General features: G+C 62.5%; 3 protein-coding genes and 3 pseudogenes. All 6 read right to left on the reverse strand.

Features of this window, described 5'->3' with window-relative positions; genetic code table 11:
• Nucleotides 1–233: 233 nt before the first annotated feature.
• The 6 genes and pseudogenes from RCH14_RS23835 to RCH14_RS23865 all read right to left on the reverse strand — a co-directional run bounded on the left by RCH14_RS23835 (nt 234) and on the right by RCH14_RS23865 (nt 7,164).
• The gene (locus RCH14_RS23835) at nt 234–1,166 is read right to left on the reverse strand and encodes a Wadjet anti-phage system protein JetD domain-containing protein (protein ID WP_343028594.1); all 933 of its coding nucleotides are present in this window, start codon (nt 1,164–1,166) and stop codon (nt 234–236) included.
• A gap of 27 nt (nt 1,167–1,193) precedes the next feature.
• Nucleotides 1,194–4,568, reverse strand: a pseudogene (locus tag RCH14_RS23840) (ATP-binding protein).
• A pseudogene (locus RCH14_RS23850) lies at nt 4,565–4,984 on the reverse strand (DUF4194 domain-containing protein); the annotation flags it as partial. The pseudogenes RCH14_RS23840 and RCH14_RS23850, both read right to left, overlap by 4 nt.
• Nucleotides 4,985–5,003: 19 nt before the next feature.
• Nucleotides 5,004–5,903, reverse strand: a complete 900-nt coding sequence (locus tag RCH14_RS23855; RefSeq protein ID WP_343028592.1) for a DUF3375 domain-containing protein — start codon at nt 5,901–5,903, stop codon at nt 5,004–5,006.
• A pseudogene (locus RCH14_RS23860) lies at nt 5,863–6,441 on the reverse strand (DUF3375 family protein). Before RCH14_RS23860 ends, RCH14_RS23855 begins: the two are co-directional and overlap by 41 nt.
• 75 nt (nt 6,442–6,516) lie before the next feature.
• Nucleotides 6,517–7,164, reverse strand: a complete 648-nt coding sequence (locus RCH14_RS23865; RefSeq protein ID WP_343028593.1) for a DJ-1/PfpI family protein — start codon at nt 7,162–7,164, stop codon at nt 6,517–6,519.
• Nucleotides 7,165–7,339 lie beyond the last annotated feature (175 nt).

A 7,339-nucleotide genomic window follows, 5' to 3' on the forward strand; every position in this document is an offset into this window, starting at 1 on the left:
ACGCCCACACTTATCGACTGTTAATTTTTAAAGAACTTTATTCGGTGCTGCTTCTGCCGTTTGCTACGAAGCGTTGTGTTCGTTAGCAGCAGAGAAGAGAGAGTATGCGGTGTTTTGCGATGTTCGTCAACTTCTTTTTTTCTTTCCTTTTGGCTTCCACATTCGTTTGAATGCTTCTGCGTCGAGGGAGCGAGACTATAACAAACGCATCGCGCTGGCGCAAGGCTGCGATTTCAACAATTTTTAATTGCAGAGCTAACCCATCCATAAGCAAGACGTTCCTGTTCCAGGCGAAGCCGCTCACCCAAAACGTTATCGCGTAGTCCGGTAAAGAGCGCCTGCTCCTGAACCGTGAGCCGGGTCAGGTTTCCTGTGAACCTTTTGTCTGCATCTTCACTTCCCCACAAATGGCGATGCGCCTGCAATGTCGCCGCATCCATCAGCAACGAACGCACCGTTGGCATCGCCGCACGCAAGCGATCGAGGATCGCAAATCCGTGGGTATCGATATCGCCCCAGTACACAAGATCGCGATCACGCAACCAGTCGATCCCGGTCAGGCGGTCAATGCCATACCCACCCCCGAACACCACCATGCCCGACTCCACCTGCGGAAACGCCAGTGCATTGATCTCGTTCTCGGTAACGAACACCCGCTCGATACCCGTGCGCAGCATCGCGGACTGTGTCACGGGTACCGTCAGGTCCGACAAGCCGGCGATGTAATGCGCCTCGTCGAGCATGCGAAAGCGAATCAGAGGTGGCTTGCCCAGCAAACCATAGCGCGCCTCGAACTGGCGCGGTCCAATCGCCTCGCTCAGCGCCTCCGGCGGCAAGACCTGATCGAGCAATTCGGCGAACAAGCCCTTGCGGGCCTCGATGAACTTGGTGTCGACGCCGTGGGTATCGAGCTGGCGCAGATAGATCGCCGGCCGGGGATGCGCAACGAACCAGTGCAGGACCGCCAGGATGCGCTCCCATCCCTCGCCATGTTCGAGCAGCTTGAGCGGATGGCTGCTCACCCAGGTGCGCAGTAGCGGAAACGACGCCAGCGTGATGGCGGCCAGCGCATCGAACCGACGCGCATCGTTGACACGCCCGATCATGCGCAGCGCATCAGCCTCCGCTGTCCCATAGCCGCTGTACGCCGGCGACGATATCGGCAGGCGTCGACCAGTTTGCGCGCCGCGCGCTCATTGCACGCGCGCGCCACGTTCGGCGCGGTATTCCTCGATGCTCAGATAACGCAGCATCGACTGGCGCCCTTCTTCACTGTGCACGAAACCCAGCCCGGCGACATACGGCTCGATGATGTGGATCTTCTGCAGCGGCGTGACGATCAGCAGTTGCAGATTCATGCGCCGAAACAGCTCCAGCCCATAGCGGGCCGACTCATCGGAGCCACGGCCGAACGCTTCGTCGATGACCACGAAGCGGAACGACCGTGAGCGCACCGCCCCCCACTCGAGGCCGAACTGGTAGGCCAGGCTGGCCGCCAGCACGGTGTAGGCCAGCTTCTCTTTCTGGCCACCGGACTTGCCGCCCGCATCCGTGTAGTGTTCGTGCTCGCGATCGTCTTCGCGCCAGCGCTCGGACGCCGAGAACACGAACCAGTTGCGCACATCCGTCACCTTGCGGGTCCAGCGCCGGTCCATTTCGGCGCTGCCTTCGCGCCCACGAAAACGTTCGATGATGCGCCGCACCTGCAAGAACTTCGCCTCGGTATATTCCTCGTCGGCCGAGCCAGTGAGCGCGCCTTCGGTGCAGCTGCGCAGGTCTTGCTGGAAGTCGCGCAAGTCGGCGTCCAGGCTCGGCTCTGCCTCCAGCGCGATGTAGCGGTTCGGGTTGTAATCGATCGCATGCAGGGACGCGTTGATGGTGTCGACCCGCTCGCGGATCGTTTCGCGCTCGCGCTTGAGCTGCGACTGGAAGCCGGCGATCTCGCGAATCGTGTTTTCGTTGAGCAGACCCTTGAACTTGTCGGCGAAGCGGGGCAGGTCGTCCGCTTCGAGTGCGTGCAGCATGCGTCCGAATTCAGCGGAGGCGTCGATGCTGACGTCCACTTCGCGCGCATCCAGCGGCCAGGTGCGCACGTAATCCTGCATGGCCGAGATGATCGTATCACGCAGGCGCTCGATCTTCCTGGTCTCGGCATCGACCCTGGCCTGAATGAAGTCGCGCATGTCACGCTCGCGGTTGTCGCATGACTCCACGGTCAAGGTGTGCTCGCCCAGCGCCTGCTCACGCAAGGACACCAACGTCACGAAACGCGCGCGAATGGTTTCGTCGGCCGCCGCTGCCAGCGTGTCGCACTCTGCGAATTGCTCGCGCGCGGTGCGCAGCTTTTCGACCAGCGTCGCCAGCAGGGCTGCCGCTGTCGCATGGTGTGCGTCGAGTGCGATCTGCTCGTCGCCCAGCACGCGCAGCTGCTCTTGCAAGGTCCGCAGCAGGTCGGACGTCGCGGCCAGTTCTTCCTGCTCGCGTTCGAGCCGGTCGATCGATGCCACCAGTGACTTCCAGTCCAGCTCCGCGAAGTGCGCGTACACCGCCAGTTGCTGCCACAGGCCATACACCTTGTTGTAATCATCGACCTCGCGTTTGAGCGCGACGATTTGCGCAGCGTGCGCCGACACCCGCGTGGCCAAATCACGCTCCTGCTTGGCGAGCGCGGCGATCTTCGCATCGTTCGACCAGCCCAGGACGTAGCTGGTGCGGTCGTCGATCGTGCGCCGATCATCCTTTTCATGACGTTCGCCGCCGGCCTTGAGCTGGCCATTGCGGGTGATCGCGCGCTGTTCGCGCCGGAACTGGTCCATGTTCTCGCAGCAGGCGTAGTCGAAGCGGCGTGCCAGTTCGTGCGCGATCCAGCTGTAGAACGGCGAGGCCGGCTCGATGGCCAGCCTGTGCACGAGCGATTGCGGGTGCAGTGCCGGCGGCTGGCTCGCCGCCTGCGGCCGCACCCGGTAATACACGAGCCGCGCGCCAAGATGCGTGCGTTCTGCCCACGCCGCAACCTGCGCGTAGTGCGCCTCGGGTACCAGCAGTGACAGGCCGAAGGCATGCAGCAGGCGCTCGGCCGCGCCTTCCCACGCGCGCTCGTCCTCCCGTACCTGGATCAATTCGCCGATGAATGGCAACGTATCGGGTGCGATCGCCAGCGCATCGCACAGCGCGGCGCGCACGGTCAGCATCTGGCGCGGGATGTTCGAGCGGCGCTGGCGCAGCGACTCGAGTTCGCCCGTCAGTTCTCCATGCAGCAGCCGCAGCTCGCGCACCGTCACACCAGCCTCGGTCAGCCGGTTGCTGCGCTCGTCGCGCTGGATGACGCAGTCGGACTGGCCAAGGGCGATAGCGCGGCCAGTGGCATCGAAGGTGTCCGCATCGACCGCCGCCGGCAGGCCGAGGGCGCCCGCGATCAGATCGTATTTTTGGGCACGCTCGCTGCGCTCGTTCTTGCTCGCTTCGATGCGCACGATCTCGGCGCGTATCTGTTCGATGCGGTTGCCGCCATTGGCCGAGATGGCGGCCGTGAGTTCGTCACGCGTGCGGGCCTGCATGCGCCGGTCGTGCGCAAGCTGCGCGAGCCTGGTGCCGGCCCGCTCTTCGTCGAGGGCTCAGTTGGCAATCCGCTTGTCGAGCAGCTCGCCCTTGAGGTGGGCGAACCAGGGCCGCAGTGCATCACGGCAGCCGCGCAACGCATCGACCTGCTGTACCAGCACGGCGTGCCGGGTGCAATCGGCCGTCAGCGGCTGCAGACGTTCGATCTGGGCCTGGGCCTTGAGCACCGCTTCATGCGCGCGATTGAGGTCATCGAAGTGCGCGATCAGTGCATCGATGCGCGGCTGCACCGGGAACGGCTCGAGCATGTGCTCGCGCACGAATTCAGTCAGGTTGACCACTGATTTCATCGACACCGTCTGGTGGAACAGGTCCATTGCCTGCTCCGAGCCGATGCCGAAGCGGCGCCTAAAATCAGCACCGTACGCCGGGAAGCTGTCGTGCAGCGTGACGCCGGCCGTGGCCCGCAGGCGCTTGCGCAACTGGGTGACATCGCTGCCGAAGCCCGAAAAATGCTCGGCGATGGCCAGCGCGCTTTCGGCCACCACATAAAAGCGCTCGGGCTGGCCGCGCGGGTCCTTGAACCAGAATACCTGCGCGAGCGTGACGGTCTGCTCATAGCCTTCGTTGCAAAATTCGCCAAGCAGTACTGAATAGCTGCGGTGGTCGCGCAGTGCGACGGCGCGCGCGCTCATGCCGGTGTCGCCGCGCTCGGACTTGAAATGTCCGAGCACATAGGTGCGCAGCGAGCGCTCGCGCGCGTCGGCGCCGGCGGCCTTGTTGTACGAGACCTTGTTAGCCGGGACCAGCAGCGTCGTCAACGCATCGACGAGGGTCGACTTGCCCGAGCCGATATCCCCCGTGAGCAGCATATTGTCGCCATCAGGCTGCAGTCGCCACACGCGCGCGTCGAACGTGCCCCAGTTGTAGACCTCGAACCGGCGCAAGCGGAATCCTGCGCGCAGGACGCCCGCCGTCAATTCCTGCTGGGCTTCTTGCGGTGCGTTCATTCGCTCTCCCACGGATCGAGCGACGCGGCGTGCGTCGCATAGGTGTCAAGGCGCTGCGTGAAGTCATCGAGCCATTGCGCATCGACGAAAGCCTTGAGTACACGCCGCACTTCGAAGTGGCCGTCCTGCGCGCGCAGCCGGCGCAGAAAGCCCAGTTCGACGACTTTGTTCAGGTGCGTGTCCATGCGGTCAAGCAGGCGCGCTTCGTTGGCGGTATCGGGCAGGAACAGGCGCATCTGATCAGCGATGTCATCGCGCCCGATCACGAGCCGGGTGTCGCCACTGGTGACGTCGAATTCGGCCAGCTTCTTGCGCAACAAAACGAGGATCAGGCTGACCGGGAAACTGAGCGGGCGGCGCTGGACCAGGCGCGGCATATCGGGCGCGTCCGGCATGGGCGCGCGTTGGCGCAGATACTCGTCGTTCATTGGCTCTTTATTCTTCGTTGTTCGTGTCGCGCAGCGTGAAGATCACCATCGGCAGCGTCGCCTGACGCTGGCAACCATCATTGGCGGTCCAGGTGATTGACTCGGTGCGCTCATCGTCGATCATGGCCCCGACGTCCTGTGTTGCCAGCTTCAGGTAGGTGGCCAGTTCGGCCAGACCCTGTTCGATCGGATGCTCGGCAATCACCGAAGCGAGCGATACCTGGTTGCGGGTCTGCAGAGCGCGCCGCACATTGGATGTCAGGCGCATCTGGTCGACGTAGACCTGTTCGAACAACGCGTCAGTGACGATCGCGGCGCCGGCCTCTTCGACCACCGCTGCGCGCAGATCGGCCTTGAACGGTGGTGTGTAGAGCAGTCGCTCCATGGGCAGGCCGGTGTCCGGGCCGGCCGCATCAATGCTGGCGAAGTCTGCATCGGGCACCTGCCCGCGCATCGCCAACGCCTTTTGCTCGACCTCGCGAATCAGCTCCATGATACGGCGATTCTCGAGCCAGGCCTGATCGTCGAGGTAGCGACGCAGTTGTTCGGACAGGCGCGCCACGGTGCGCTGAGTGACTTCGCCAGCTTCGAGCCAATCGTAGTGGATCCAGCGCAGGCGCAGATCCGGTCCGAGTTCGCGGATCGGCGCCAAGGCCATCACCCGTTCGAGCAGTTTGCTCAACTCGTCCTGGCGCGCCGGCGACATCAAGAGATCCCAGAACGCCCGAAAGCTGCGGCCTTCATCGGAATCGGTAATCTGGTCACGCCAGGCGAAGATCTGCTGGAGCAGCTCGCCCTTGCCGCCGTCCCACGTGGCGATCTGTTCGCGCACACTGCGGTCGAGCGCGCGAAAGTCGGACAGCAGCTCACGCGCAGTGGACGCCATTTGCAGGAAACGTTCGCGCACCTGGGTCGGCTCCATCAGGGGCAGATGGCCCCCCCCTGATGCTGGCGATCTGCGCATCGATGTCGGCCCGCCTTGATTGCAGCTCGGCGATGCGCGCGCGTGGATTGAGTTCGGTGCCATCGGTGATCTGCTTGAGCAGGTCAAAGACCGTCATCAGGCGTGATTCTGTGCCGATAAAGGCGCGCTGGCCAAGACTCTGCAGCCACTCGAGCGCCTGCTCGCTCGATGACGTCAAGTCGTAATGGGGTTCGTCTTCACCGGGCGGGTAATATTTGCGCAGCCATCCACGCTCGTCGGACGCCTAATCATCAAGATAAGCAACAGCGCTTTTCGGGAACAAGGTTTCGCCGCTAACCTGGTGCAGCTGATACAAGTGATCATCCAGCTGCGACACCAGTTGCTGACGCGCGATGGTGCGAACATTCGGCACGACAAAGACGTGGTGCAGGAAGCTGGCAATCATGGGCGCATGGTCTACGGCGACAAGCCGCCAGGCTGGATGCGCGCGGCGTTGGGCGTGTAACTGCTGATAGTCCATCGTTGTCTGAGTGATCACGGATACCGTGACTGTACTGCGGGTTGTGCTGCGAAGCCAGAGCGAAGGTAGCTTCGTTTATTCGGGCAGGGGCTCCTGGGCCTCGGGCGACATCGACGCGACCAGCGCGTGATACCAGCATTCCTGCCGCGTCTTGTGCAGACGGTACCAGGCGGTTGCCGTTTCAGGCCGCCACACCTTCAGCATCTTCAGCACTTCATATGAGAATTCCAAGGGTGCCAGACCGCTCGCGGTAATCAGGTTGTCGCCGCGAACTGCTGGCTTGTGACGGTAGTGGGACTGACCGGCATACTCAGGACAAGCGGCCTTCAGCGATGCGAGATCGTTGGAGGTATGGCGACGCCGGTCGAACGCGCCGGTGCTGGCCAGGCCAACAGTCGCGCCGCAGATGGCGGCAACATTGCGACCCTGGTCCAGGGCCTCTCGCGCCAATTCCAGGAAAGGCCTGACAAATGGCGTGGCCCAGACATCGCCGCCAGGTAGCAAGAGCAGATCGTCAGCCTGCATTTGGATAGTATCGACCGTCACGTCAGGTACATACCGAATGCCGCCCATACTATGAACGGCGTCCAGGGTCACGCCAAGTTTGACGAGACTGCATGCCATCTCGGGATCGCGGAAGAAGCGCCGGCTATGCAGCTCGGCTGTGAGATAGCCAATTTCCCAATCTGCCATCGTGTCGATGACCGCGAGGTAGATGTTCATCGTGCAGTCCTTGGTGGTGGGTTTGATTTGATCATGATATCGGTTGATCTGCACGTTGATCCTGTTGCGATAGGATATAGCGATCGCCCAAAGCGAAAAGCCCCACTCAGATCACTGAGTGGGGCTTTTCTATATAACTAGCCTGACGATAACCTACTTTCACACTGGTTGCAGC

Source organism: Massilia sp. MP_M2, assembly GCF_039123635.1.
In the GTDB taxonomy this organism is placed as follows: Bacteria; Pseudomonadota; Gammaproteobacteria; order Burkholderiales; family Burkholderiaceae_D; genus Telluria.